This window comes from Uliginosibacterium sp. H1, assembly GCF_036017065.1.
Classification (GTDB): Bacteria; Pseudomonadota; Gammaproteobacteria; order Burkholderiales; family Rhodocyclaceae; genus Uliginosibacterium.
In genome coordinates this window covers 900,520-924,435 of record NZ_JAYXHR010000002.1, presented here as the reverse complement: position 1 = coordinate 924,435, position 23,916 = coordinate 900,520, and the positions used below count along the sequence as shown (strand labels likewise).

Genomic DNA, 23,916 nt, shown 5'->3' with positions numbered 1-23,916 from the left:
CATCGCGAGCTGCCGCCCGCTCACGCGCTGCTCCGCATCCGGATTCATGAATTGGCGTCACAGCTGATGTGACCTCGCCCTGCCTGTTTCCCGGCGCGCTGCGCGCTCATCATGACCTGCCCGTCCGCCATCGCGGACATCACGCTTCATCGAGGACAGGCATCATGGACATGGAATATCGAAGACTGGGCAGCTCGGGCCTCAAGGTGCCGGCGTTGAGCCTTGGCACCGGTACTTTCGGCGGCAGCGGACCGCTGTTCAGCAACTGGGGCACCACCGACGCGCAGGAGGCGCGGCGCCTGGTGGACATCTGCCTGGACGCCGGCGTGAACCTCTTCGACACCGCCGACGTGTACTCGGCCGGTGCCTCGGAAGAAGTGCTGGGCGCGGCCATCAAGGGTCGCCGCGACAGCGTTCTGATCTCCACCAAGACCACCCTGCCCACGGGCCACGGGCCCAACGACGCCGGCTCGTCGCGGCCGCGCCTGCTGCGCGCGGTGGACGACGCGCTGCGCCGCCTGGGCACCGACTACATCGACCTGCTGCAACTGCATGCCTTCGACGCCGCCACGCCGGTGGAGGAAGTGCTGGGCACGCTCGACGCGCTGGTGCGCGCGGGCAAGCTGCGCTACATCGGCGTGTCCAACTTCGCCGGCTGGCAGATCATGAAATCGCTGGCGGCATCCGAACGCCACGGCTGGTCGCGTTATGTCGCGCACCAGGTGTATTACTCGCTGCTGGGCCGCGACTACGAAATGGGACCTGATGCCGCTGGCGCAGGACCAGGGCGTCGGCGCACTGGTGTGGAGCCCGCTGGGCTGGGGCCGCCTCACCGGCAAAATCCGCCGCGGCCAGCCGTTGCCGGAAGGCAGCCGCCTGCACGCCACTGCGGAGTTCGGACCGCCGGTAGATGACGAGCGCATGTACCGCGTGATCGACGTGCTGGATGCCATCGCCGAAGAAACCGGCAGGACGGTGCCGCAGGTGGCCATCAACTGGCTGCTGCAGCGACCCACGGTGTCCAGCGTCATCATCGGTGCGCGCAACGAGGCGCAGTTGCGGCAGAACCTCGGCGCGGTCGGCTGGTCCCTGGACGCGGAGCAAGTGGCGCGGCTGGATGCCGCCAGCCGTGTCGAGGCCCCCTACCCTCACTTCCCGTACTACCGGCAGGACGCTTTCGCGCGCCTGAATCCGCCGCTGGTGTGAGCTTGCAGCCCGCCGCCGGCGCAGCACCTGCCCGGCGGTGGCTCAGCGGGCCGGGTGGTTGAACACCTGGCGCAGGTAGGCGAGGAAGGTCTCGTCCTCGCACAGCGTCTTGCCCGGCGCGTCGGACAGCTTGGCCACCGACTGCCCGTTGCAGGACACCATCTTCATGACGATGCTGAGCGCCTTGTGCGGCGTGTCGTTGGTCAGGTTGGTGCCGATGCCGAAGGTGGTGGTGATGCGGCCGATGAAGTGGCGGTACAGCGCCATCGCACGCGGCAGGTCCAGTCCGTCGGAGAACACCAGGCGCTTGCTGCGCGGATCGATGCGCAGCGCCTGGTAGTGCGCGATGGCCTTCTCGCCCCACACGACCGGGTCGCCCGAGTCATGGCGCAGGCCGTCGAAGAGCTTGGCGAAGTAGAGGTCGAAGTCGGCGAGGAAGGCGTCCATGCCGATCACGTCGGTCAGCGCGACGCCGAGGTCGCCGCGGTACTCCTGCACCCAGCTCTCCAGCGCCGCCTTCTGGAAGTCGCGCAGGCGGATGCCGAAGGCCTGGTAGGCCTGCAGGTATTCGTGCGCCATGGTGCCGATGGGCGTGACGCCCAGCGTGCGCGCGAGGTGCACGTTCGACGTGCCGCGGAAGTGGCCCGGCAGTTCCTGCGCCAGCGTGCGCACGACCTCCTCCTGCCAGTCCGCCGAATAGCGGCGGCGCAGGCCGAAGTCGAAGAACACGAAGGGATGGTCCGGGTGGCTGGCCAGTTCCGCCTGCTGGCTGCGCAGCAGGTCGACCTTGCGCCGCAACCGCAGCCGCGCTTCGTCGAGGATCTGCTCGCCGCCGCCGAGCCGACGGAAGTACAGCTCGTTGACGATGTAGAGCATGAAGATCTCGAAGCCCATCACGTGCACCAGCGGGCCCTTCGCCACGATGCGCAGCGTGTCGCCTTCGGCGGTGATGTCCACGAAGCGGCGCTGGAAGTGGAACACCGACAGGAAGTCGACGAAGTCGCTCTTCATGAAGCGCAGCGTGCGCAGGTAGTCCAGCTCGTCCTGCGTGAAGGACAGCGCGCACAACTGCTCCAGCTCCGCCTCCACCGCCGGCTTCAGCTGCGCCAGCGGAAAGGCCGGCGTGTTGCGGCACACGAAGTGGTATTCGGCCTGCGCGCCGGGATGGCTGTGCAACAGGGCCTGCCACATCGTGAACTTGTACAGGTCGTTCTCGAGCAGGCTGCGGACGACGGGCTTGTCGGTGGCGTTCATGCGAGGTGTCTGCGGTGGGTCGGGTCGGGTGTGACAAGAGCGGCTAACGAGTGGCTAACGGGATGACGTGGCGCGAAGCGACGCGGTGCTGGCAAGGCGTGGCCGCTCCACAGCGGCAGGTCAGCGGCGGGCCGGCAGCATGCCGAGCGCTTCGGCCGCCGTGGCCATGCGCAGCCCGCGTCCCTGCATGTCGGCCAGGAAGCCCTGCGCCGCGGCTTCGAAGCCGGCCACCGGGCTCATGCAGTCGGTGAGCAGCACCAGCTTGCGCAGCTGGCTGGCGCCCAGCGCCTCGACGATGTGCTCGGTGGTGGCCTTCACGCAATGGCTGGCCGCCTCGCCAGCGATGAACACCGTGTCCGCCTGCGCCAGCGCGGCGATCAGCACGGGGTTGCCCTGGGTGGCGGGGTCGGCCGGATCGGGCACCTCGGCCTTGATGGCGCTGTAGTGCTCGGTCCACGGATTGCTGCCCTTCATGACGCGCGCCACCGGCAGGCCACGCGCATCCTCCCAGGCGTTGCAGGCGGCCAGCACCGCCGCGTGGATGTTGTGTCCCCAGCTGCCGATCTCGCAATGCAGCGGCCAGACCATGTGCGTGTAGCGGCCGGTGGCTTCGAGCGCGTGCAGGTAGCCCCGCACCCGGTCGCGCGCGGCAGGGTCGCGCGGCGTGATGCGGCCGGCGTCGAAGTCCGCCAGCGTGACCGGTGTGAAACCCTCCGGCGGATTGCCGTCCGCCAGGCGCCAGAAAGTCGGGTGGCCGATGTCGATGTGCTGGTGCGAGTCCAGCGTCACGCTGATCGCCGCCAGCGCGGGCGCAGCCTGCCGGATGAAGCCGGCCACGCGCAGCATGTCGGCATGCGCCCCCGGCACCGGCAACGCCGGCGCCAGCCGGTGCCCCGCGATCTCGGGCAGGTAGTCGGCAGGCAGGTCGCAGAAGTCGTTCTGCGGATCGATGATCAGGAGGTGGGCGTGGTGCGCCATGACGGGCCTCGGACAGGACTCCCGCGCAGTGTATGCCGTTGGCGCACGCCGTGGCCGTCGCTGCGTGGATGAACGCCATCGCGGGGGTCTGTCGGGCTGTGCGGTGTCCTCGCGCCGCGCGCCGCACTCGCGGTCGCGCGAGCCCGGTCACGCGAGCCCGGTCACGCGAGCCTATTGCACCGCAGCTCGGCTACGATTGCCGGGCCGCCTTCGGCCACTGACTCGACTCCCTGCCGGTCACCGCACACATGAACATCGCCCCGACGAACACCGCTCATCCCGCAGCAATCGGCCTCGTCATCTACGCCAAGGACCTCGCAAGGATGGCGGACTTCTACGCGCAGGTGCTGGGGCTGCAGGTGCTGGAGCAGGACGCCGGCTTCGTGCTGCTGGGCGGCGAAGGAGCGGAGATCGCGATCGTGCGCATTCCGGAGGAGATCGCCGCAACGATCCTGATCGCCACGCCGCCGGTGCTGCGCGAGGACACACCGCTGAAACACAGCTTCCTTGTCGCGGACCTCGCGGCGACGCGCGAGCGCGTCATCGCGGCCGGTGGTGGCACGCAACCGCCCGACACCGCCTGGGAATGGCGCGGCCAGCGTCACCTGGACGGCTTCGATCCCGAGGGCAACGTGCTGCAGCTCCGCGAAGTGCGCCGCTAGCCGGCCGCACCACGCCCGACGGACCTCACCACGGCCACGGGCACGCTCATCACCGCATGCGTGGCAGGCACAGCGCGAGCACCAGCGCCACAGCCAGCAGCAGCGACAGCAGCTTCCAGAACAGCAGCGGGTTGCGTTCGATCAGCGGGGTGTGGCGCGGACCCAGCGCGGTGGCGCCGGGGTGGCGCAGGTCGTAGGTGAATTCGGAGAGCTCGCCGTAGCGCTTGCGCGGGTCCGGGTGCAGGGCCTTGCGCAGCACCTCGTCCACCCAGGCGGGGATGTCGCGCTCGTCGGACAGCGCGCTGTCATAACGCAGGCGTGCCTGCTCGGCGCGGGTGCGCGCCGCCGCCACGCGCGTACCGTAGGGCAGGCGGCCGGTCAGCAGCTGGTAGGCGACGACCGCCAGCGAGAAGACGTCGCTGCGGGCGTCGCCTTCCTCGCCGAGGAAGAGTTCCGGCGCGGCGTACTGCGCAGTAGCCAGCATGGCGCCGGCCTGCTTCGGCGCAGCCGCTTCCATGATGCCGGCCACGCGGGTGGAGCCGAAGTCGATGATCTTCAGCGTGCCGGCGGCGTCCACCATCACGTTGGGCGGGCGCAGGTCGCGATGCACCATCTCCATGCGGTGGAAGGCCTGCAGGCCGGCGGCGATCTGGTCGACGATGTCCCGCACGGCATTCAGCGAGGGACGCGGATGGTCGGTCATCCATTGCGCCAGGCTGTGGCCGTCCACGTACTCCATGACGACGTAGAGGTAGCCGCGCTTGCGCGCCTGGCCGCGCGGCTTCAGCACGTGTGCGTTGTCGATGCGGCGCGCCACCCATTCTTCGAGCAGGAAGCGCTCCACGCTGCCGGGGTCGGCCTGCAGCTCGGTGGCCAGCGTCTTGATGACGACGCGCTCGCCGCTCTCTTCGTCGGTGGCGAGGTACAGGTGGCTGCGGTGGCTGTGGTGCAGCTCGCGTTCGATGCGGTAGCCGTCGAAGTGCATGCGCGCCTGCAGCAGCGGCGGAAACGGCAGGCCGGCGAGGTGGTGGTAGAGCGCGTCGGCGGAGTGGCCGGGCAGGCTGTCCACGCGCAGGATCTGCACGCTGAGGTTGTCGGTGCTGTCGCGGGCGAACGCCTCCGCCACGATCAGGCGCGCGGCGTGGTCGAGATCGCCGGCGTTTTCGCGGATGATGCGCGCCGCGGTGCGTGGGTCGACGTGCTCGTACACGCCGTCGGTGGCCAGCAGCAGCACGTCGCCTTCGTCCAGCGTCAGCGTGCGGTAGTCGATCTCCAGTTCGCGGCTGGCGCCCAGCGCGCGGCCCAGGTAGCTCTGCCCGCCACCGGCATGCACGCGGTGGTCGTCGGTGAGCTGTTCCAGCGACTGCTCATGCACGCGGTAGATGCGCGTGTCTCCGACGTGCAGCAGATGCGCGCTGCTGCCCTTCACCACCACCGCGCTGAAGGTGCACACGTAGCCGCGGTCGCGGTCGAAGCGGTACTCGCTGCGCTGGGTCTGCGCGAACAGCCAGGAGTTGGTGGCGGCCAGCACGCGCTGCGCGGCGGTCTTCACCGACCAGGCGTCCGAGGTGCAGTAGTAGTCGTCGAGGAAGCCGCGCACGGCGAATTCGCTGGCGACCTGGCTCACCTCGCTGCTGCTGATGCCATCGGCCAGCGCCAGCGCGACACCCTTGCTGACGAGCTGGGCACCGGTGGGCACGCAGGCGCCGTGGAAGTCCTGGTTGAGCGGCTTGCGCCCCTTGTCGGAATGCTGGCCGATGCTGACACGCAGTTCGCCGGACATGGATTCGCTGCTCCCCGATCACACAAGAAACCACACAAGAAAAAAGCCCCGGTTTCGCAGGAAACCGGAGCCCTGAAGAATTGTACGGCCTGGCGTTTCCCGTAGCCGGTCGGATCCCCATCTTCCCGGAGCCGGTTGCACGCTCTTCTCGTTGTGGCCCGGGCATCCACTGCCCCGGGCCATGTTCACTTGCCTGGCGCGCCTGCTCAGGCGGCGCGGCGCGGCGCCGTGCGGGCGTGCGTGGCGTACAGGGTGAGGCCGGTGAAGGCCAGGCCGCCGACGAGGTTGCCCAGCACGGTGGGGATTTCGTTCCAGATCAGGTAGTCCATGATCGTGAAGTGCGCGCCCAGCAGCAGGCCGGACGGGAACAGGAACATGTTGACGATGGAGTGCTCGAACACCATGTAGAAGAACAGCATGATCGGCATCCACATGGCGATGACCTTGCCACTGACGTGGGTGGAGATCATCGCGCCGACCACGCCGGCCGACACCATCCAGTTGCACAGCATGCCGCGCACGAACAGGGTGAGCATGCCGGCCGCGCCGTATTCCTTGTAGCCCAGGGTGCGGCTCTCGCCGACGATGCCGATGGCCTTGCCGACCGCGCTCGGTTCGGTGGAGAAGCCGTTGGTGGTGTAGATGGCCATCATGATCGCCACCGTGAAGGCGCCCAGGAAGTTGCCGGTGAACACCAGGCCCCAGTTGCGCAGCACGCCGCCGATGGTGACGCCGGGGCGCTTGTCGATGAGGGCCAGCGGCGCCAGCACGAACACGCCGGTGAGCAGGTCGAAGCCCAGCAGGTAGAGCATGCAGAAGCCCACCGGGAACAGCACGGCGCCCAGCAGCGGCTGGCCGGTCTGCACGTTGATGGTGACCGCGAACCAGGCGGCCAGCGCGAGGATGGCGCCGGCCATGTAGGCACGGATGATGGTGTCGCGCGTCGACATGAAGATCTTCGATTCGCCGGCGTCGATCATCTTGGTGACGAATTCCGAGGGTGCCAGGTAGGCCATGTTGTTGTCCCGTTGTGTCGTGTGGTGGCCGCGGCCGACCAGAAAACAAAATGGCGCCCATTCCTGATCCCACCCCGGAAAAAGGGAGGGAACAGGAATGGACGCCATCATCCAGGTGAAACCGACGGGCCGTGCGTTGTCTCGCTGCCCGTTGCCGGGCCTTCATTAGCCCGACGCGGGGTAAGCGTCAGCAGGTTCTGTGCCATTTGCGCGCGCGGCGCCGGGATATCGCCGCAACCGGCGCCAGCCCTGGCGTTGCGGGGTATCGGCGGGCGGCTTGCGGCTTCATGGCAGCCCGGCGGATCGCCCCGCGCTGGTGCCCTTGCGCCGCAGCACTGACCGCCTTTGGTGCGGCCGCTGGTCAGACCGGCATCACTTGCCCGGGCGCGGCGGCACCAGAAAAGCCGGCAGCGAAAGCGCCGCCTGCGCCACCTCCACCAGCTTGCGGTTCTGGTCCATGGAGGCCTTGCGCATCATCACGTGGGCCTCGTCCTCGCTGATCTGGAAGCGCTCCATGAGGATGCCCTTGGCGCGCTCGATGAGCTTGCGCTCGTCCAGCACGCGACGCGCGGTGTCGAGGTCGGCCTCCATGCCGGCAAGCCGCTCGGCCTGCGCCTTCAGCACCTGCACCAATGCCTGCGAGCCCTCCGCGCCCGTCATCGCGTTGTCATCCAGGCGCGCCGCCGGCGGGTTGTCGCGCAGCGTGCGCAGCAGGCCCTCGGCGTCGGTCAGCGCCTGTTGCGCCTGCGCCACCAGCGCCGCACAGCGGCCCTGCAGCGCCTCGACCAGCAGGCATTGCAGCGACCACACCTCGACCAGGCGGGCACTGCAGACGTCGAACCACTTCTCGTTGTGCGCGGCGTCCAGCGTGGTGGCGCGCGTGCTGTGCAGCACGCGGCGCAGGCGTTCCAGCTGCGCCGCGAAGGGCGCATCCTGCGCGGCCTGCCAGCGCGCCGCCAGCGCCTCGTCGGCGAACTCGGCGAACAGCTGGAAGCTGCGCTCCTGCGATTCGATGAGGTCGGTCATGCGGTCACGGTCTGCCGCGTCGACCTGGCCGGAGGCGAAGCACAGGCCACCCAGCGCGCGCTCCTGCCCGGCCTGCTCCTTGCCCTGCACGAGGTTGAACAGCGCCACCAGCAGGCGCGAGATGCCGGGGTCCACCGCGCTGTCGGCCACCTCGAACACCAGTGCGACCAGGCCGGCGATGATGCGGCCGTAGCTGTCGATGGCCTCACGGGCAGGAATGGCGCGCCGGTCGATGCTGGCACGCAGCGCCGGCAGGCCGTCCAGCCCGAGCAGCGCCCAGGCCATCAGCGACAGGAAGCGGGCGCTGTGGGCCGCGCTCTGCAGTTGCGCGGCAAGGCCGGTACGCAGCCGCTGCTCGACCGCCTGCGACTCCGTCAGCGCGGCCTGTCGCGTATCGGCGAAGTGCCCGCCCTGCGAAGCGAGGAAGATGCTGGTCGCGCCGCGTTCGAGCTGCAGCACGTGAACCATGTGGCCGATGACGGCCACCAGCTCGCTGCGTGCGCCCAGGCGGCGGAGTTCTTCGATCTCGTGCTGCTTGGCAGCCAGCACGATGCTGGAAACGGAGAGTTGCATGGCAGTTGCCGTGGGCGGCGGGAAAGTCCTTCAGGGCCGGATGATGAACGAAACGGCGCGTTCCGTGGCGAAGCGTGAGGCGGGCCCGCGACAGCGCCGTGGCACGCTGCACGCATTAGCCTGCACCGCGCCCGAACATGGCCAGCGGCGTGCTGCCGAAGGCGCGTCGGAAGGCGGCGATGAAGGCGGAGGTGGACGCATAGCCGCAGTCCAGCGCGACGCGGGTGACGCGTTCGCCACGCTCCAGCGCGCCGAGCGCGAGCAACAGGCGCAGACGCAGCCGCCAGTCGCCGAAGGACAGTCCCGTCTCGGCGCGGAACAGGCGCGCCAGCGACCGTTCGCCAAGACCCGCCACCTCGCCCCAGGTAGCGAGGCTGCGCGTGTCGTCCGGCGCTGCCTGCAGGGCACTGCACACTTTCAGCAGGCGCGCGTCGCGCGGCAGTGGCAGGTTGAAGGCGACCTGCGGCAGGGCGGCGAGCTGGTCGAACAGGGTGGCGACCAGGCGGCCGGCCGGCCCCGCCTCGTCGTATTCCACCGACAAGGCGCCGACTGCGAGGATCAGCTCGCGCACCAGCGGACTCACCGCCAGCACGTGGCAGTCCGCCGGCGCCCACGCGGTGGCTGCGCTGTCGAGGTAGAGGCTGCGCATCTCGGTGCGCGCGGAGGTGCGCACCTCGTGCTCGATGCCGGCGGGAATCCAGATCGCGCGCTGCGGCGGGGCGACGAAGCTGGCCGTCGCGGTGCGGATCTCCAGCACGCCGGAAATGGCGTACGACAGCTGCACCCAGGCGTGGGTGTGCGGCCGCGCGAGCGAGCCGGCGGGCAGGGACTCCATGCGCGCATAGACCGGGCGCGGCAGGCGCGCGAGGCGCGGGATGCTGCGCTCCACCGCGGGGGCGACAGAGATGGTGCCCTCCGTGGCGACCCTGGTGGCGGAGCGGGTGGCCCGGTTCGTCGCAGCGGTGATGGCGAAGTCGGCGGCGCCTACGGCGGCGACACCCGGCGCAGGACGCGGACCACCCGCCTTGCGATGTCTGTTTTGCGGCATATCCTGTCATTGTAGCGACAGCCGGCAGGCCGGCCAGGCGCGACAATCGGCGACAGTCATCCTCACCCTGCCGCGCCCCCCGGCGCGGAACGACCATGCTGGACACCCTGAAGAAACTCGGCCGCGACTGGTTCCTGCTCGGCATGCTGCTGGCGGTGATCGTCGCGTCCTTCGCGCCCGACATCGGCCGCAGCGGCGGCCTGCTGCATGCCGACGTGCTGTCCGACTACGGCATCTTCCTGATCTTCTTCCTGCACGGCATCGGCCTGTCCACCGGCGCGTTGCTGAGCGGCCTGTCGCGCTGGCGCCTGCACGTGCTGGTGCAGCTGTTCACCTTCGTGGTGTTCCCTGCGCTGTGGTGGGTGCTGAACCTGGCGGTGGGCCGCTGGCTGCCGCAGGACCTGATGTTCGGCTTCTTCTACCTGTGCGCCCTGCCCTCGACGATCTCTTCCTCGGTGGCGATGACCAGCCTGGCGCGCGGCAACGTGCCGGCGGCCATCTTCAACGCCACCCTGTCCACCCTGCTGGGCATCTTCCTGACGCCGCTGCTGGTCAGCCTGCTGATGGGCCAGAGTGGCCAGCTCGATCTCGCCGACGCGATGCTGAAGATCGCGAAGCTGTTGCTGCTGCCCTTCGTGATCGGGCAGCTGCTGCGCCCGCTGTGGGGCGCATGGTTCGCGCGCTACAAGAAGTACACCAATGTCATCGACCGCGCGGTGATCCTGCTGCTGGTGTTCTCCGCCTTCAGCGACTCGGTGGCGGACGGCCTGTGGAGCAAGTACGGCGTCGGCCTCATCGTGCAGACGCTGATCGGCGCGGCGCTGATCCTCTTCATCGTGCTGAAGCTGACGAAGTTCGCCGCCCAGCGCGCCGGCTTCGACGTGGAGGACGAGATCACCGCGGTGTTCTGCGGCAGCAAGAAGACGCTGGCTTCCGGCGTGCCGATGGCCAAGCTGCTGTTCGGCAGCCACCCGGCCATCGGCGTCATCGTGCTGCCGATCATGTTCTATCACCAGCTGCAGTTGCTGGTGTGCGCGGTGCTGGCACGCAAGTACGCGGCACGCGCCGGAACTTAGGCGGAACGCCGGTGCGAGAAGCACCGGCCCGAGCCACGCGCGCTACCAGTTGTTGCGGCCGTCCATCTGCTCGATCGTCACGGTGGCGAGATCGAGACCGTCGACCAGGCGCAGGTTCACAGCGTGGATGCGCTGCGTCGGCATGCCATTGCCATCCTTGTTGCCATCGTCGTTTCCATCCCCCTCCTTCGGCGTGCCGTCGGCGTTGTACATCGACGCCCAGTCCGGCGAGTCGCCCCAGGTCTGCATGCCGCAGCGGCTGCACAGGTAGTGGAGGTTCATGCCGCTCTGCGAGTACATGCCCTGCGACTCGGTCGACAGCAGCTTCAGCGCGCCGGCGGGGTAGTAGGCCCAGATTGCACCGGTGCGGAAGCAGAAGCTGCAGTTGCATTCCTTGGCGTGGGTGGGCGTGTCGGGCAGTTCGATCTTCGTGCCACCGCAATGGCAGCTGGCGATGAGGGACATGGCTTCTCTCCGGCGTTGTGTGGGACCTGACGAGTGGGTCGAGGTGTTGGGGTGAGGCCGGCCCACTGTACGCCGTGACTGCTGACATCTTCTGTCAGCAGATTGTCATCATCGACGCCGCGTGATGCGCGCTGCGAATGGCAGCGGCGGGCGGGCTTGCACTTCTGAACGCCAAGGAACGCCGGCCTGCGCCGCCCTGTCGATCCCGCACCAGCCAGAAAGCAGGAGAGCCTCCGATGCAGAAGGATCGATCCAGTGCCACCGCGCGCCATGCCACGCTGAATCTCGACGGGCTGGCCATCTTCTATCGCGAAGCCGGACCGCGGGATGCACCGGTGCTGCTGTTGCCGCACGGCTACCCCTGCTCGTCCTACCAGTACCGCAAGCTGATGGCGGGGCTGGGCGACCGCTGGCGTACCGTCGCGCCGGACTTTCCCGGCTTCGGCTACAGCGACACGCCGGCGCTGGACGCCTTCGGCTACGACTTCGATGCCTACGCCCGCTTCCTGGGCCGCTTCGCCGACGCCCTGCAACTGGACCGCTACGCGCTGTGGCTGCACGACTACGGCTCGCAGATCGGACTGCGGCACGCCATCGCGCATCCGCAGCGGATCACCGCGCTGATCATCCAGAACGGCGACATCTACGAGGACGCGCTGGGGCCGAAGTACCAGACCATCCAGGCCTACTGGGCCGCACCGACGCAGGCGAAGCGCAGCACGCTGGAAGAGGCGGTGAGCGAGCATGGCTTCCGCGACGAGTTCATCGGCGAGGTGGACGAGGACGTTGCCGCGCGCGTGCCGCCCGACCTGTGGAAGCTGCACTGGCCGCTGATGGACCACCCGGTGCGGCGCGAGGCATCGGTGCGCCTGATGGAGAAACTGAAGGACAACCTGGCGTGGTTTCCGCGCTACCAGGCCTACCTGCGCGAACACCGGCCGCCGACGCTGATCGTGTGGGGGCCGAAGGATGGCTACATGCCGGAGCCGGCCGCGCGGGCCTACCTGCGCGACCTGCCGGATGCCGAGCTGCACCTGCTGCCCGACGCCGGACACTGGCTGCTGGAGACGCACTTCGAACACGCCTTGCCGCGCGTGCGTAGCTTCCTGGAAGGCGCGCTGCGTTGATGGCGCCGGACACACTCGCCACGCACGGCTTGCTGCGCAGTCGCCATTGACACTACGCTGCCGCGCATGACCGACATCCGACCGCTGACACAGCTTGCCGACGACGACCTGAGAAGCCTGATCGTCGGCTACACCTCACAGCATCGCTACTAGGTCGACAGGACACCAGCGGATGCGCAATCGCCGGCATTGCTCTCCCTGACGCTGACACGCGTGCCGCTGCAACAGCCTTACGTCAAACGCTACGCGCCCCTCGAAGAGGAGGACCTTGCTCACTACCACGGGCTGCCCGCCGGCGGCTTCTGCTTTGGCGCGTATGCGGATGGCAACTGCGTCGCCCTCGCGCTGGCAGAGCCGCAGGACTGGAACCGCAGCCTGCATGTGCTGGAGCTGCACTTGGCCCCGCACTGCCACCGCCAGGGCATCGGCGCGCGTCTGCTGGAAGCCGTGGAAGACGCCGGCCGCGCGGCCGGGCTGCGTACGCTGGTGTGCGAAACGCAGAACACCAACGTGCCTGCCATCGACTTCTACCGACGCCAGGGCTTCACCGTCGATGGCATCGACCTGTCGTTGTACTCCAACGACGACTTCCCGGATGGGGAGGTGGCGTTGTTCATGAAGAAACCGCTGTGAGCCTGCGCGGGCTCACGCCGAGCCCTCATCCACATCGCAGCACGCGACACCCGACACACGCATCTTCAGGAAAGGACGCATCATGAAACCGCACGTCACCGTCATCACCCTCGGCGTCGATGAACTGGAACGCGCCGTGGCGTTCTACCGCGACGGTCTGGGGCTCGCCACCAAGGGCATCATCGGCACTGAATTCGAGAACGGCGCGGTGGCGTTCTTCGAACTGCAGGCCGGGTTGAAGCTGGCGCTGTGGCCACGCACGAGCCTGTCCGCCGACAGCGGCATCGCGGTGAGCAAATCGTCGTGGCCGGACATGTCGCTCGGCCACAACGTGGGCTCGGTGGAAGAGGTGGAGGCGGTGATGGGCCAGGCGAAACGCGCCGGCGGCGAGATCGTGAAGGCCGCCGCACCCACCTTCTACGGCGGCCATGCCGGTTACTTCCGCGATCCGGACGGCCACCTCTGGGAAGTCGTGTTCAATCCCGGCCTGGACCAGCTCTGAGCAGCGCTCACAGCTTCACCACCAGCTTGCCGAAGTTGTCGCCCTCCAGCAGGCCGGTGAATGCCGCTGGCGCATTCTCCAGACCGTCCACGACGGTCTCGCGCAGCTTCACCTGGCCGGCGGCCACCCACTCGCCCATCTCCCGCCGGAAGCGCTCGAAGCGCTCGCCGTAGTGGTCGAGGATGATGAAGCCCTGCATGCGCACGCGCTTCTGCAGCACGGCCGCCAGCAGTTGCGGTGTACGGTCGGGACCCGCCGATGCGCCGTCGTTGTAGTGCGCGATGAAGCCGCACAGCGGAATGCGTGCGCCGATGTTCAGCAGCGGCAGCACGGCGTCGAGCACCTCGCCGCCGACGTTCTCGAAATACACGTCGATGCCGTCGGGACAGGCGGCGGCCAGTCGTTCCGCCAGCTGCGGCACGCGCCGGTCCAGGCACACGTCGAAGCCCAGCACGTCCACCGCGTGGCGGCACTTGTCGGCGCCGCTGGCGATGCCCACCACGCGCGCGCCGCGCAGCTTCGCGAGCTGTCCCACCACCGAGCCCACCGCGCCGGTGGCCGCCGCGACCACCAGCGTCTCGCCGGCCTGCACCTGGCCGATGTCGTCCAGGCCCACCCACGCGGTGAAGCCCGGCATGCCCAGCCCGCCCAGTGCCAGCGAGGGTTGCGCCAGGTCGCCCAGCGGCAGCAGGTCGCTGCCATCGGACAGCGCGTAGTCCTGCCAGCCACCGTTCGCGAGCACCAGTTCGCCTTCATGGAAGCCGGCGTGGCGTGAGGCGACGACGCGGCTCACCGTGCCGCCCACCATGGGCGCGCCGAGCGCCACGGATGGTGCGTAGGCGGGGCCGATTTCCTCCATCAGGTTGCGCATGTACGGGTCCAGCGACAGGTACTCGGTGCGCAACAGCACCTGCCCGTCCTGCGGTGTCGGCACTGGCTGCTGATCGAGGCGGAAGTCCTGCGGCACCGGCCGCCCCTGCGGACGTGCGGCAAGCAGGATGCGGCGGTTCACTTCTGCGGTTTGCGGCATGGGTGGCTCCGGTTGTACTGCGGTTGTAACTGCGGTTGTCAGTGGGCGGCCTGCACGCGCACGGCGCTGCCGGTGCGTGGGCCGAAGGCGAACACCAGCAAGGTACCCAGCGTCAGCGCGACGGCGGCGAAGACCGGCCCGCCCAGCGCGCCGATGTGCTCGACGAGCAAACCACCGCCGATGGCGCCGCTGGCGATCGCGATCTGGAAGGCTGCGACCAGCAGGCCACCCACGCCTTCCGCGTGGTCCGGCGCGGCGCGCACGATCCAGGTCTGGAAGCCGACCGGGAAGGCACCGAAGGCGAAGCCCCACACGGCGATGGATACGGCGGTGACGCCGGCGGACGCACCGGCCAGCAGCAGGGCGACGGCCGCCGCGACCACCACCACGCCCCCGAAGACGATGGCATGGCGCTCGCTGCGCTCGGCGATGAAGCCGCCGGCGAAGTTGCCGAAGAAGCCGCCGATGCCGTAGCCGAGCAGCACGGCGGAAATGGCGGCGACCGACAGGTGGGTGACTTCCTCCATCAGCGGACGGATGTAGGTGAAGCCGGCAAAGTGGCCGGAGATCACCAGCAATACCGCCAGCAAGGCCACGCGCACGTCGTTGCGGCCCATCAGCTCGAAGAGCACCCGCAGGCTGGGGTTGTCGCGCGGTGGCAGGCGCGGGATGGTGACGAGCTGCGCCAGCAAGGTCGCCACGCTGACCACGCCGGCCGCCACGAAGGCACTGCGCCAGCCCCACAGCTCACCCATGTAGGCGCCGATGGGCGCCGCGCACACGGTGGCGATCGATACGCCGGTGAACACCACCGACAGGGCGCGCGCGAACAGGGCGTCCGGCACCAGGCGCATCGACAGCGCAGCGGCCATCGACCAGAAGCCGCCCAGCGCCACGCCCAGCATCAGGCGCGCCGCCAGCAGCACGCCGAAACCGGAAGCGGTGGCCGACAGGATGTTGGACAGCACCAGGAGTAAGGTGAGGGCGACCAGCACCCGCTTGCGGTCGAGGCGGCGCGTGAGCAACGGAATGGCCGGCGCGGCGACGGCCGCGATCAGCGCCGTGGCGGTGACTGCCTGGCCGGCCGCGCCGACGGTGACGCCGAGATCGGTCGCCATGGCAGTCAGCAGGCTGGCGGGCAGGAACTCCGCGGTGACCAGGCCGAACACCCCCAGCGACAGCGCGGCGATGCCGGGCCAGTTGGCGGGGGCGGCGGGAGTTGCCGGAGCAGGGGCGGAGGTCGCGGTTTGCGCAACGGCCGGTTCGGCGGCGGCCGCGGCCTCGGGACGGGTGGGGGTGTGCATGGGGGAGGACGCCTTCTGTGGGCAGGAGTGGGTAGGCGCAGCTTAGGGGTATGATTCCGGCGTTTCCATGCCGGAACAGCCGGAATGCTTGCTCATTCGTCCAGCCCCTCCAGAAAACCGCCGCGACGCCCCCAGCCCGAGGCCGGCGATGCCCTCACCGAGATGCTTCGCGGCCTACGCCTGGACGGCGTCGAGTACGGCCGCTGCGAACTGCACGGCCCCTGGGCCATCGCCTTCCCGGCCCAGGCCACGCCGCGCTTCCACTTCGTGGCCCGTGGCGCCTGCTGGCTGCGCACCGGCGAGCAGGACTGGGTGCGCATGAACCCCGGCGATGCCGTGCTGCTGCCGCGCGGCACCGCGCACGTGCTGGCCAGCGACCCGGACGTGGCACCGGTGACGATCTGCAGCCTGCCGCGCGCCTCGGTGTCGGATGACATCTATCTGGTCAGCGACAGCGCCACGCCGACGGTGACGCCGCCGTCGCACACCATGTTCTGCGGCAGCATGCGCTTCAACCTCGACCCGCTGCATCCGCTGGTGGCGATGATGCCGGACGCCATGCGTGCCGGTGAGCTGGCGCGGCGCGACCCGGCCGTGCCCGCCTTGCTGGAGGCGATGGAACGCGAGGTGGCGCTGGACCGCATCGGCGCCTGCGGCATCCTGGCGCGACTGGCCGACGTGCTGGCGGCGAGCATCATCCGTGCGTGGGTGGAATGCGGCTGCGCCGACCCCACCGGCTGGATCGCCGCGGTGCGCTGCCCGCAGATCGGCCGCGTGCTGGCGGCCATCCACCGCGAACCGGAACGCGACTGGACGGTGCCGATGCTGGCCGGCGTGATGGGCGCCTCCCGCTCGCGCTTCGCCGAAGCCTTCACCAGCTCGGTGGGCGAAACGCCCGCGAAGTACGTGGCGCGCGTGAAGATGTTCCAGGCGCGCCGCTGGATCGCGCAGGAAGGCATGCGCATCACGGTGGCCGCCAACCGCCTGGGCTACGACTCCGAGGCCTCGTTCAGCCGGGCCTTCAAGCGCATCATCGGCCATTCGCCCAGCGAGGCGCGGCGCCAGCCCGCGGCAGGGCTGACGACATCGCCGCAGGCCGGACCGGCCTGAATGGCTCCGCCGCGGCATGCACGCGCCAGCTCACACATTTTTACGACATGGGCATGGCATGCCGCGGACGTGCAACGGCGCCGCTGCACGCCACGATACACGCCCCTCACACCATGCGCCCGCTGGCCCGGGGCGATTGAAAACCGCAAGGGTCTGCTAGAGTTTCCGGGCCCGACCAACCGCCCGCCCGGCCTGCCCATGGATCGCCCATGAGTCTCGACCTATCGCTGGTTCACGCCGCACAGCGCCTGTCCTACGCCCGCACGATGAGCGAGATCGTCGACGTGCTGTCGCATGCCGCGCGTGCTGCGTCAGGGGCGGACGGCATTTCGGTGGTGTTGCGGGATGGCGACCTCTGCCACTACATCGAGGAGGACGCCATCAGCCCGCTGTGGAAAGGGCGCCGCTTCCCGATGGGCGACTGCGTGTCCGGCATGTGCATGATCGACAGCTCGCCGATCTGCATCGAGGACATCTACGCCGACAGCCGCGTGCCGCACGACGCCTACCGGCCCACTTTCGTGAAGAGCCTGGCGCTGGTGCCGATCCGCGCGGCCGACCCGATCGGCGCGGTGGGGGCGTACTGGGCCAAGGGCCACGTCGCCAGCGCGGACGAAGTGCTGGCACTGCAGACGCTGGCGGACTCTGCCGCGCTCGCCATCGAGAACGTGCAACTCATCTCGCGCCTGTCCGAGGAGAGCACGCGCAAGGACCGCTTCCTGTCCATGCTGGCGCACGAACTGCGTTCGCCACTGGGCCCGATCCGCAACGCGGGGCAGACCATCTCGCGGCTGTCGGCCGACCGTCCGGACATCCAGCAGGCCACCGCCGTCATCGAACGTCAGGCCGCGCAGATGGGGCGGCTGGTGAACGGCTTGCTCGACGCCTCCCGCATCGCCAACGGGCAGGTGGAACTGGCCCCTGTCCGCGTCGAACTGAACGCGCTGGTGGCCGGCGTGCTGGACGACCGCCGCTACCTGGCCGACGCGGCCGGCCTCGCACTCGGGCTCGAACTGCCGCAGCGGTCGACCTGGGTCGTCGCCGATCCGTCGCGGATCGAGCAGGCGGTGGTCAACCTGCTGGAGAACGCCATCAAGTACACCCGGCAGGGCCGGGTCACCGCGCAGCTGCACGCCGATGGCGACCGTGCCACGCTGCGGATCAGCGACACCGGCTGCGGCATCGCGACGGATCACCTGGAGTCGATTTTCGAACCCTTCTCGCAGGTCGACACCTCCCTGTCGCGCACGGCGGGCGGCATCGGGCTCGGCCTCACGGTGGCACGGGGACTGATCGCCCTGCACGGTGGCGGCATCTCCGCCAGCAGCTCCGGCATCGGCCAGGGCAGCAGCTTCACGCTGTGGCTGCCGCTCGCGGCCGACGCGCACGGCACACACGATGGCGCGCGCGCCGCCGCTCACGCCACCCCGCCGGTCGATGGCGACAGTGACGCCAAGGGCGGCGATGACATCGATGACACACAGCCGGCCACCGGCCAGGCCCGCGTGCTGATCATCGAGGACAACCACGACGCCGCCACGAGCATGCAGATGTTCCTCGGCCTGTGCGGCCACGCGACGGAGATCGCCGGCGACGGTCGCAGCGGCGTCGCCCTTGCGCAGCGCTGGCGGCCCGACGTCGTCATCTGCGACATCGGCCTGCCGGACTGGGACGGCTACGAAGTGATCGCGCGCCTGCGCGAGGACGCACGCACGGCGCACTGCCCGGTGTTCGCCGTCACCGGATACGGCGACGACGTGCGCGAACGCGTCGCCGCCGCCGGCTTCGTCGCCCACCTGGTGAAGCCGGCCGATCCGAACGAGCTGGATGCGCTGATCCGGCAACACCTTCCGCGCTAGGGGATCTGCTCCAGGCGCGGACGCAGCGCCTCCAGCGTCACGTGGCCCTCGTAGCCACCCAGGCTGCTCGCCACCGCCTTGCGCTCGATGGCGGCCGCGAACTGCCAGGCCGGGTCCTGGCGCATGCGCGCGAGATAACGCGCCACCTGCGGGTAGTCCGTCGCGATGTCGAACAGGCGGTGATGGTCCGCCCAGCGCGCGATGCCCGGCAGGTACGCGTCCGCCACCGTGCGCTGCCCGCCCACCAGCCATTCGCGCGACGCCAGCATCGCATCCAGCGTGGCGAAGCTCTTCGCCACCTCCACGCGGCCGAGTCGCGTGAGAACCGCACGCGTGGTTTCGTCGGCGTCCGCCATTTCGTATGCAGCCCATAGCGACGCGAAGGCCGCGAAGAAGTCGGTGGTCAGGAAGCTGAGCATCTGGTTGAGCTCGTCATGGCCGCGCGTACCGGGCGCGAAGCCCAGCCCACGCTGCGGCGCGCGCGCCGCGATGTGCGACAGGATGGCGGCGCTTTCGCTGAGCGGCTGGTCGTCGGCATCCAGGTAGCCGGGCGTCAGATTGCGCGGGTTGATCTTCGCGTACAGCGCTGGCCAGGGCTGCTCCAGCATCTCGATGCGGCACAGCTGGTAGGGCTCGCCCAGCCACTCCAGTGCGACGATGGAGCCGAAGGAGCAGCCTTGCGGCACGCCATAGAACAGGACAGGGGCATTCATGATGTCGATCCTCCTTGGGGGTCGTGGAGGGCCCAGCCTGCGCCCGAAACAGGTTAGATTCCGCCCTGTATAGAGCACACCCTGCCCCGGGCGGAAAAGCGGGAGGAACCGATGGCGAAGCCCACGACACGCGTACTCGCCCTGCTGGAACTGCTGCAGACGCATCGCCAGATCAGCGGCACCGAACTGGCCGGGCGGCTGGAGGTGGACGTGCGCACGCTGCGTCGCTACGTCGCCACGCTGGAAGAACTGGGCATTCCCATCACCACGCAACGCGGGCGCTTCGGCGGCTACAGCCTGGTGCCGGGCTTCCGCATGCCGCCGCTGATGTTCACGCAGGACGAGACGCTGGCGGTCGCACTCGGCCTGCTGGCGGCGCGACGACTCGGCATGGAACAGGCGGCCCCCGCCATCGAAGGTGCGCAGGCCAAGCTGGAACGGGTGATGCCGCAGGCCCTGCGCAAGCGCCTGCGCGCACTGGCCGACCACGCCACGCTGACGCAGGTGGCACCCGCCAGTGCGGAGGCGGGTGCGCGACCGACCGGCCGCGACGCCGACCTGATGGCGCTGGCGCTCGCCATCCAGGCGCAGCAACGTGTGCGGATGGCCTACAGCGACGACGCCGGCGCGGCCAGCACGCGCGACATCGATCCCTACGGCCTGGTGTTCCGCCGTGGCCACTGGTACGTCAGCGGCCACTGCCACCTGCGCAACGGCTTGCGGTCGTTCCGGCTGGACCGCCTGCGCGACGTGCTGCCGTTGCCACACAGCTTTCTGCGGCCGGACGACTTCGACGCAGCGGCGCACCTGGACCACAGCATCGCGACACTGCCACGGCCGATCGCCGTGAGGGTGCTGCTGCGCACGGACGCAGCCCGGGCCGTCGCTGAACTGGGCACGCAGATCGGCCTGTTGCTGCCCCACCGGGACGGCATCCTGCTGGAGGCACGCACCGACAGCCTCAACTGGTTTGCCCGCCAGCTCGCGCGCCTGCCTTTCTCCTTCACGGTGCTGGAGCCGGCGCCCCTGCGCGCGGCCCTGCGCACCCATGCGCAAGGGCTGCTGGCGGATGCGGCAGACGACGACGCAACCACGCAAGCGTGACGGAATGCACAGCCGCCGCCAACGCCGGGCCGCCCGCGCCATCATGCGCACACCCGGCCGGGAACCCAGGCAGGAGGCGGCTTCCCGGGCCATCGACCGGCAGGTGACCTATGTCTTTTTACGTATGTTCATGTTCTGGGCCATCAAGTCTTCGCAGTGTCATGGCGATGATTGTCGAAAGGAGCTAACCGGCACGCGATAGACCCCCAAGGGCACGCGGCCTTGACCCAGTCAGACCGCATGCGCACCAATCTTCCCGTGATCGACGTCGAGACGCCGATCCCCCCCGACGTCTTCATCTATTCCCGCACCGACCTCAAGGGCCTGATCACCGAGGCCAATGCAGCCTTCGCCGAGATCAGCGGCTTCCAGCGCGAGGAGATGCTGGGCCAGCCGCACAACATCGTGCGCCACCCCGACATGCCGCCCGAGGCCTTCGACGACATGTGGCGCACCCTCAAGTCCGGCCGCCCGTGGAAGGGCATCGTCAAGAACCGCCGCAAGGACGGGGGCTACTACTGGGTCGAGGCCAACGTCTCGCCGGTGCGCGAGAACGGCAACGTGGTGGGTTTCCAGTCGGTGCGTTCGCGCCCGAGCCGCGAGCAGATCGACGGTGCGACGGAGGCCTACCGGCGCCTGCGCGAAGGTGACCGCAGCATCGAGGTCGACAACGGCCGCGTGCGCCAGCGCCACGGCGCGCTGTCCCTGCGTGCGCGCGATCTTTCCTTCCAGCTCTACACGCTGGTCCTCCTCGCCGCCCTTGCTGCCGGCCTGTTGCTGGCCGGCGACGCAGTGCCCGCCGGCATCGGCCAGGGGCTGGGCATCGTGCTGCTGCTCGCCTGCCTGCTGACCGGCGGCTGGCTGGTGCCGCGGAGCTTCCGGCACCTGCACGACATCGAGGAGACGCTGGCTGGTGTGCTGTCCCGCGGCGACCTGGCGACGTCGATGGCGACGCCGCGCAGCGACATCATCGGCCGCATCGGCACCCGCCTCGACAGCCTGCTGGCCGCCACCCGCGCCACGCTGCAGATCATTGGCGACGCCACCCGCGAGGTGTCCACCTCCACCGTCAACCTCAACGACGACATGGGTCGGCTGGTCGGCACCTCCGACGCGCAGAGCAACGAGACCTCGACCGCCGCCGCCGGCATCGAGGAGATGACGGTGTCGATCAGCGAGGTGGCCGCCCATGTGCGCGACACGCACGGCATCTCGCGGGACGTGGAAGCCTGCGCGGAGCGCGGGGCCAGTCTGTCGGAACAGGCGCGTGCCGCCATCGAGGCGCTGTCGCACACCGTGGGCAGCTCCGCCGAAACGGTGGAGAAGCTCGGCGACGGCACCCAGGAGGTGGGGCAGATCGCCCGCGTCATCAAGGAGATCGCCGAGCAAACCAACCTGCTGGCGCTCAACGCCGCCATCGAGGCCGCCCGCGCCGGCGAACAGGGCCGCGGCTTCGCGGTGGTGGCCGATGAAGTGCGCAAGCTGGCCGAGCGTACGACGACTGCGACGCGCGAGATCGACGACGTGATCGCGCGCATCCAGAACGACACCGAGGCCGCCGTGCAGGGCATGCGCCAGAGCGCGCAGCAGGTCGAGGGCAGCGTGGCGCTGGTGCGCGACGCACGCGTCGCGCTGGACGAGATCCAGGCCCAGGCGCGCGGCCTGCAGTCACGCGTCGGCGAGATCTCGCACACCGCCAACGAACAGACCACGGCCATGGAGCATATGGCCCGCGGCCTGGAGCGGATTGCCCGCGAAACCGAGGAGAACGTGGAGGTGGCCCGCGCCACGCAGGCCCTCGCCCATCGCCTGGACGACAACGTCGACCGCATGAGCAAGGCGGTGCGTCAGTACCGCATCTGAGGCCAGCGGTTGCGGGGGCCTCGTCCCCGCAACGACCGGCCGGGCCGCTCAGCGGCGATAGCGAGGCGCGTGGTCCAGCCCGAGCAGCGCCTTGAAGCCGCTGCGCGCGTCGCTCGCCGCGGGGTTCTGTGGCAGGTCTGGCCGACCGCGTGCCACGAAGCGGCCGCTACCCCGTTCGGCCCGCAGTTCACCATCGCGCACCACGCTGCGGCCGCGGCTGAAAACATCGGTCGGCCAGCCGGTGATGTGGCGGCCTTCGTAGGGCGTGTAGCCGACGTTGTCGTGCAGCATGGCCGCACTGACATCGACCTTGCGCGTCGGATCCCACAGCGCGATGTCGGCATCCGCGCCCACCGCGATCACGCCCTTGCGCCCCGCCATGCCGTAGATGCGGGCGTGGTTGGTAGCAGTGAGTGCGACGAACTGTTCGATCGTCATGCGGCCCTTCAGCACGCCCTCCGAGAACAGCAGCGGCAGGCGCAGCTCGATGCCGGGCACGCCGTTGGCCATCTCCTTGAAGGTGGTCTTGTCGCCCTTCGGCAGCTTGCCTGACGCATCAAAGCGATACGGTGCGTGGTCCGACGAATACACACCCAGCGTGCCGTCGAGCAGGCCGGCCCACACCGCCTCCTGCGAGGCCACGTCGCGCGGTGGCGGACTGCAGCAGTACTTGGCGCCTTCCATGCCGTCGACATCGCTGTCGCTGGCTTCGAGGAACAGGTATTGCGGGCAGCTCTCGGCCAGCACCGGCGCACCCATCTGCTGCGCCTTGCGGATGACCTCGATGGTCTCGCCCCCGGACACGTGCACGATCAGCACCGGCACATCCACCAGGCGCGCGAGCGTGATGGCGCGATTGGTCGCTTCGGTCTCGACCAGCGGGTCGTGCGCCACCGCGTGGAACTTCGGCGCGGTGTGGCCGCGCTCCAGCAGGCGGTGGGCGATCCAGCGGATCATGTCGTGGTTCTCGGCATGCATCATCACCAGCGCGCCCAGCTCACCGGCGGTGTCCATCACCTCGAGCAACTGGTAGTCGTCCAGCTTCAGCTTGTCGTAGGTCATGTAGACCTTGAGCGAGCTGATGCCGTCGCGCACCGCCTGCGGCAGATGCTCGCGCAGCGCGGTCTCGTCCGGGTTGGTGAGGATCAGGTGGAAGCCGTAGTCGATGACCGCCTTCTCCGCCGCGCGGCGATGGTAGTCGGCCAGCACGTCGGGGATGCGGTCGTTGCGGTGCTGCGCGGCGAAGGACAGGATCGTCGTGGTGCCACCGAAAGCGGCGGACACGGTGCCGCTGTAGAAGTCGTCCGCGCACATCACGCCCATGCCGGACAGTTGCTCGATGTGGCAGTGACTGTCCACGCCACCGGGCAGCACCCAGCGACCTGTCGCGTCCACGTTCTCGAGCCCCGGCGGCAGGCCGGGTTCGACGGCGACGATCACGCCATCGCAGATGCCGATGTCGGCATGGAATGTCGCGTCCGCATTGCTGATGCGGCCATTGCGGATGGTGAGGTCGAACTGCGTGTCCATGCTGCGGATTCCGTGCGACGAGAAGGACTGGTACGAAAGAGGATTGGAACTGCG

General features: G+C 69.2%; 22 protein-coding genes. 11 read left to right on the top strand and 11 right to left on the bottom strand.

What is annotated here, in order from left to right; all coding sequences use genetic code 11:
• Window positions 1-164 precede the first annotated feature (164 nt).
• Both VVD47_RS13840 and VVD47_RS13835 read left to right on the top strand, forming a co-directional pair.
• A complete protein-coding gene (locus VVD47_RS13840; RefSeq protein WP_327604066.1) occupies window positions 165-914 on the top strand; it encodes an aldo/keto reductase in 750 nt (249 codons plus the stop codon).
• Window positions 802-1,206 (top strand): aldo/keto reductase, encoded by a 405-nt coding sequence (locus VVD47_RS13835; protein ID WP_327604065.1) that lies wholly within the window; start codon window positions 802-804, stop codon window positions 1,204-1,206. Before VVD47_RS13840 ends, VVD47_RS13835 begins: the two co-directional genes overlap by 113 nt.
• Window positions 1,207-1,248: 42 nt before the next feature.
• Here the strand turns inward: VVD47_RS13835 and pncB are convergent, their stop codons facing one another.
• Window positions 1,249-2,460: a nicotinate phosphoribosyltransferase gene (gene pncB / locus VVD47_RS13830; protein WP_327604064.1), complete on the bottom strand. Its 1,212-nt coding sequence runs from the start codon at window positions 2,458-2,460 to the stop codon at window positions 1,249-1,251.
• A gap of 120 nt (window positions 2,461-2,580) precedes the next feature.
• Entirely contained in the window at window positions 2,581-3,438 is an 858-nt protein-coding gene (locus VVD47_RS13825) for a cysteine hydrolase (protein ID WP_327604063.1), read from the bottom strand.
• A 248-nt stretch (window positions 3,439-3,686) separates the two neighbouring features.
• Between VVD47_RS13825 and VVD47_RS13820 the strand changes: the two genes are divergently transcribed.
• Window positions 3,687-4,100 (top strand): VOC family protein, encoded by a 414-nt coding sequence (locus VVD47_RS13820; protein ID WP_327604062.1) that lies wholly within the window; start codon window positions 3,687-3,689, stop codon window positions 4,098-4,100.
• A 49-nt stretch (window positions 4,101-4,149) separates the two neighbouring features.
• Here the strand turns inward: VVD47_RS13820 and VVD47_RS13815 are convergent, their stop codons facing one another.
• The 4 genes from VVD47_RS13815 to VVD47_RS13800 all read right to left on the bottom strand — a co-directional run bounded on the left by VVD47_RS13815 (window position 4,150) and on the right by VVD47_RS13800 (window position 9,546).
• Window positions 4,150-5,883, bottom strand: coding sequence for a bifunctional protein-serine/threonine kinase/phosphatase (locus VVD47_RS13815; RefSeq protein WP_327604061.1), 1,734 nt, complete (start codon window positions 5,881-5,883; stop codon window positions 4,150-4,152).
• 206 nt (window positions 5,884-6,089) lie between these two features.
• A complete protein-coding gene (locus tag VVD47_RS13810) occupies window positions 6,090-6,899 on the bottom strand; it encodes a formate/nitrite transporter family protein (RefSeq protein ID WP_327604060.1) in 810 nt (269 codons plus the stop codon).
• Window positions 6,900-7,271: 372 nt separating this feature from the next.
• Window positions 7,272-8,498, bottom strand: coding sequence for a nitrate- and nitrite sensing domain-containing protein (locus VVD47_RS13805; RefSeq protein WP_327604059.1), 1,227 nt, complete (start codon window positions 8,496-8,498; stop codon window positions 7,272-7,274).
• Between the two features lie 115 nt (window positions 8,499-8,613).
• Window positions 8,614-9,546 (bottom strand): AraC family transcriptional regulator, encoded by a 933-nt coding sequence (locus tag VVD47_RS13800; protein WP_327604058.1) that lies wholly within the window; start codon window positions 9,544-9,546, stop codon window positions 8,614-8,616.
• Between the two features lie 95 nt (window positions 9,547-9,641).
• Here VVD47_RS13800 and VVD47_RS13795 point away from each other — a divergent pair, with 95 nt between their 5' ends.
• Window positions 9,642-10,622: a bile acid:sodium symporter family protein gene (locus VVD47_RS13795; RefSeq protein ID WP_327604057.1), complete on the top strand. Its 981-nt coding sequence runs from the start codon at window positions 9,642-9,644 to the stop codon at window positions 10,620-10,622.
• Window positions 10,623-10,664: 42 nt separating this feature from the next.
• On the opposite strand, the gene VVD47_RS13790 is transcribed toward VVD47_RS13795, so the two are convergent.
• The gene (locus VVD47_RS13790; protein ID WP_327604056.1) at window positions 10,665-11,087 is read right to left on the bottom strand and encodes a GFA family protein; all 423 of its coding nucleotides are present in this window, start codon (window positions 11,085-11,087) and stop codon (window positions 10,665-10,667) included.
• A gap of 236 nt (window positions 11,088-11,323) precedes the next feature.
• Between VVD47_RS13790 and VVD47_RS13785 the strand changes: the two genes are divergently transcribed.
• From VVD47_RS13785 to VVD47_RS13775, 3 genes are all read left to right on the top strand, one after another.
• On the top strand, window positions 11,324-12,214 hold the full coding sequence (locus VVD47_RS13785; protein WP_327604055.1) for an alpha/beta fold hydrolase: 891 nt from the start codon (window positions 11,324-11,326) through the stop codon (window positions 12,212-12,214).
• 189 nt (window positions 12,215-12,403) lie between these two features.
• Window positions 12,404-12,847, top strand: coding sequence for a GNAT family N-acetyltransferase (locus tag VVD47_RS13780; protein ID WP_327604054.1), 444 nt, complete (start codon window positions 12,404-12,406; stop codon window positions 12,845-12,847).
• 82 nt (window positions 12,848-12,929) lie between these two features.
• Window positions 12,930-13,349, top strand: a complete 420-nt coding sequence (locus tag VVD47_RS13775; RefSeq protein ID WP_327604053.1) for a VOC family protein — start codon at window positions 12,930-12,932, stop codon at window positions 13,347-13,349.
• Between the two features lie 7 nt (window positions 13,350-13,356).
• Here VVD47_RS13775 and VVD47_RS13770 read toward each other — a convergent pair whose 3' ends face one another.
• Entirely contained in the window at window positions 13,357-14,379 is a 1,023-nt protein-coding gene (locus VVD47_RS13770; RefSeq protein ID WP_327604052.1) for an NADP-dependent oxidoreductase, read from the bottom strand.
• Between the two features lie 38 nt (window positions 14,380-14,417).
• Entirely contained in the window at window positions 14,418-15,683 is a 1,266-nt protein-coding gene (locus tag VVD47_RS13765) for an MFS transporter (RefSeq protein WP_327604051.1), read from the bottom strand.
• Window positions 15,684-15,767: 84 nt separating this feature from the next.
• On the opposite strand from VVD47_RS13765, the gene VVD47_RS13760 reads away from it, so the two are divergent.
• Together VVD47_RS13760 and VVD47_RS13755 are read left to right on the top strand one after the other, a co-directional pair.
• The gene (locus tag VVD47_RS13760) at window positions 15,768-16,793 is read left to right on the top strand and encodes an AraC family transcriptional regulator (RefSeq protein ID WP_327604050.1); all 1,026 of its coding nucleotides are present in this window, start codon (window positions 15,768-15,770) and stop codon (window positions 16,791-16,793) included.
• Window positions 16,794-17,002: 209 nt separating this feature from the next.
• Window positions 17,003-18,652 carry an ATP-binding protein gene (locus VVD47_RS13755; protein WP_327604049.1) on the top strand — a complete coding sequence of 550 codons (1,650 nt, stop codon included), beginning with the start codon at window positions 17,003-17,005 and terminating at the stop codon, window positions 18,650-18,652.
• On the opposite strand, the gene VVD47_RS13750 is transcribed toward VVD47_RS13755, so the two are convergent.
• Window positions 18,649-19,365: a glutathione S-transferase family protein gene (locus VVD47_RS13750; RefSeq protein ID WP_327604048.1), complete on the bottom strand. Its 717-nt coding sequence runs from the start codon at window positions 19,363-19,365 to the stop codon at window positions 18,649-18,651. The genes VVD47_RS13755 and VVD47_RS13750 overlap by 4 nt on opposite strands.
• A gap of 111 nt (window positions 19,366-19,476) precedes the next feature.
• On the opposite strand from VVD47_RS13750, the gene VVD47_RS13745 reads away from it, so the two are divergent.
• Both VVD47_RS13745 and VVD47_RS13740 read left to right on the top strand, forming a co-directional pair.
• A complete protein-coding gene (locus VVD47_RS13745) occupies window positions 19,477-20,469 on the top strand; it encodes a helix-turn-helix transcriptional regulator (protein ID WP_327604047.1) in 993 nt (330 codons plus the stop codon).
• Window positions 20,470-20,709: 240 nt separating this feature from the next.
• Window positions 20,710-22,332, top strand: coding sequence for a methyl-accepting chemotaxis protein (locus tag VVD47_RS13740; protein ID WP_327604046.1), 1,623 nt, complete (start codon window positions 20,710-20,712; stop codon window positions 22,330-22,332).
• A 48-nt stretch (window positions 22,333-22,380) separates the two neighbouring features.
• Here VVD47_RS13740 and hydA read toward each other — a convergent pair whose 3' ends face one another.
• Entirely contained in the window at window positions 22,381-23,862 is a 1,482-nt protein-coding gene (gene hydA, locus VVD47_RS13735) for a dihydropyrimidinase (protein WP_327604045.1), read from the bottom strand.
• Window positions 23,863-23,916: the final 54 nt, after the last annotated feature.